Consider the following 2,842-nt stretch of genomic DNA (forward strand, 5'->3'; position numbering starts at 1 on the left):
TAACGGCTGTCTTGCCTTACGGGGTTTCTCAACCATAAGTTAGTGGTTTTACCTCTGCACGATTTCAAATTTATGCTAACTTACTTAAACAAACCTAACAACAATTAAAAACTTGCACATCAAAAAAACTTAATCAGTAACGATTAAGCTTTATCTTTTTACAACTTTCTATTTGGTTATGAGCTTACAGGAGTGCCCCAGCTTACTGAAGTGTGATGAGATTATAACTCTTGCCAATAAGCCACTAGCTAATAAGGTTGTAAGCAAAAAGTTCGGAGACGTTAAAAAAATTTCACTGTTTGAGCGAAGCGAGTTTGAAATTTTTAGTCGGAGAGCTTTTTGCGTATTATTGGGTCGGGCCCCTGCCAGGGCGATGGGGTCAGGGGGGAGGTTTAAGGAGGGGGTCAGGGGCCTCGCCCGCCCCTGGCTCCCCCTCCTTAGAAAAAATCATAAAAGCTTCAGCTTTTAATAAAACTTCTCAAAGAAAAATTTTAAAATAAAAAATAAGAATTAAAGCTTAGCTTTACAAAAACCTTCATTTAATAAAAATTCACCCTTTATCTTTAATTGGATATAAAAACAAATTTATGATATATTTGAAAAAAAGAAAAGGAGTACACACTATGCACAAAAATAGAATTAATAGACTTATAAAAAAAATGGAAGAAGCCAAACTTCACCACATGATAATCTCAGACCCCTACGCAATATTTTATCTCCTTGATAGGATGATAGAGCCAGGCGAAAGAGCCCTCGCCCTTTACATACACAAGGACGGAGACATAAAGCTTCTAATCAACGAGCTTTTCCCACAAGAAGAAGAGGCAGGTCTTGACTATATTTGGTACAACGATATAGAAGATGGAATTGAAAAACTTTCCAAATATATAAAAAACGATGAAGTCATAGGAATCGACAAATTTTGGTCAGCTAAGTTCCTTCTAAGACTTCAAGAAATCTTCCCAGACAAAAAATATGTAAATGGATCCACAATAGTAGACGCAGTTAGAAGAATAAAAGACGAAGAAGAAAAACAACTAATGCGTGAATCCTCAGCCATCAACGACAAGGTAATGGAAGACATCATCCCTTGGGTTGTTAAGGGTCTAAGCGAAAAAGAACTTTCCCAAAAACTAAAAGAAATCTACAAGGCCCATGGAGTCGAAGAAGTTTCCTTCGAACCAATCACAGCCTATGGCAGATCAGCAGCAGACCCCCACCACTTCACAGACAACACCAAAGGCAAACTAGGCGACTGCGTAGTCCTAGACATTGGAGGAATGTACAAAAATTACGCATCAGATATGACACGAACAGTATTCATTGGTGAGGTAAGTGACAGAGCAAGAGAAATATATGAAATAGTAAAAGAAGCAAACCTAAGAGGAATCGCTGCAGCAAAACCAGGCAACAAAATGTCAGACGTAGACAAGGCAGCAAGATCCTATATAGAAGAAAAAGGCTACGGCAAATACTTCACCCACAGAACAGGCCACTCCATAGGACTTGAAACCCACGAAGCAGGCGACGTATCATCAGTCAACGACAGCATAATAGAAGAAGGACAAATCTTCTCCGTAGAACCAGGAATCTATCTATTAGACGAAGGAATAGGAGTAAGAATAGAAGACCTAGTATTAATAACAAAAGATGGGTGCGAGGTTTTAAACAAAGTCTCCAAAGACTTGAGAGTAGTGCCAGTAGAATAAAAGATTAAAGAAGAGTTCTTTAAAAAATTTTATTAAAAGCTTATGCTTTTACATTTCTTTCTAAGGAGGGGGAGCCAGGGGCGGGCGAGGCCCCTGACCCCCTCCTTAAACCTCCCCCCTGACCCCATCGCCCTGGCAGGGGCCCGACCCAATAATACGCAAAAAGGCTTCCAGCTAAATTTTCAAAAACTCACTGACGTTCAAACATTGAAAATTTTTAACGCTTCCAGCCTTTTTGCTTACTGTCTTATTAGCTTGCGATTTATTGGCAAAAGCTACGACCTCATCACACTTCAACAAGCTGGGGCACTCCCATAAACTCATAACTAAATAGAAAGTTGTAAAAAATAAAGCTTAATCGAATTTGATTAAGCTTCTTTTAATGCAACGATTTATTCTTTTTGTTAGGTTTGTTTAAGTGATCTTACATAAATTTGAAATCGTGTTAAGGTAAAACCGTAGACTAAGGCTTGAAAAACCCCGTAAGGCAAGACAGCCATAAAAAATTTTACAAAACCCTTACTTCCCTAACTTCTTAAAAGCCTCGTCATACTTATCCATTATCCTATCAGAATTTTCTCCTAAAGTTTTGAAAGCATCAATGTGCTCATGGACAAACTTTTTTGCATCTTCAAACATTCTATCTTCTTCTAATTTATTATCAACATCATTTTCTTTCTTCATATTAAGAGATAATTTTGATTTAGACATACCATCAGCTCCTTAAAGTCATTATATGTATAATACAAATGATTTTCAATCAAACATTAAACTTAATCTTTTAAAAATTAAGCTTCTTTTAATACAAAACTTTATAAAGTTGTAACCTTAAGTTATGTAACTCAGCATAAGTTTTAAACACTGTAGAGGTAAAACCGTAGACTAAGGCTTGAGAAACCCCGTAAGGCAAGACAGCCGTTAAAAAATTCAATGTGTTTGAGCAATTTATTGCTCAACCGATGAACCTTACAAGGAAAAGGAGCGTAGCGAACTTTGACTTGATTAGGTTCACGCGAAGATCGCAAATAAAAAACAGAGTCAAGTAACTTCTGACTCTATTGATAAATTATTTTTAGTTTTTAAAAGTTTGAAGCGAGCAAGTTTTGAATTTTTAGGATGGCTGCCGCTCGGGG

At 37.2% G+C, this 2,842-nt stretch carries 2 protein-coding genes; one reads left to right on the top strand and one right to left on the bottom strand.

Going from position 1 to position 2,842, the window contains the following annotated elements:
• The first annotated feature begins 623 nt into the window (after positions 1-623).
• Positions 624-1,709, top strand: coding sequence for a M24 family metallopeptidase (locus tag HMPREF1864_RS06470; RefSeq protein ID WP_062572000.1), 1,086 nt, complete (start codon positions 624-626; stop codon positions 1,707-1,709).
• A 519-nt stretch (positions 1,710-2,228) separates the two neighbouring features.
• On the opposite strand, the gene HMPREF1864_RS06475 is transcribed toward HMPREF1864_RS06470, so the two are convergent.
• Complete coding sequence (locus HMPREF1864_RS06475; RefSeq protein WP_062572001.1) at positions 2,229-2,420, bottom strand: hypothetical protein; 192 nt, start codon at positions 2,418-2,420, stop codon at positions 2,229-2,231.
• Positions 2,421-2,842: the final 422 nt, after the last annotated feature.

It is taken from the genome of Peptoniphilus sp. DNF00840 (assembly GCF_001553125.1).
Lineage (GTDB): Bacteria > Bacillota > Clostridia > Tissierellales > Peptoniphilaceae > Peptoniphilus_A > Peptoniphilus_A vaginalis.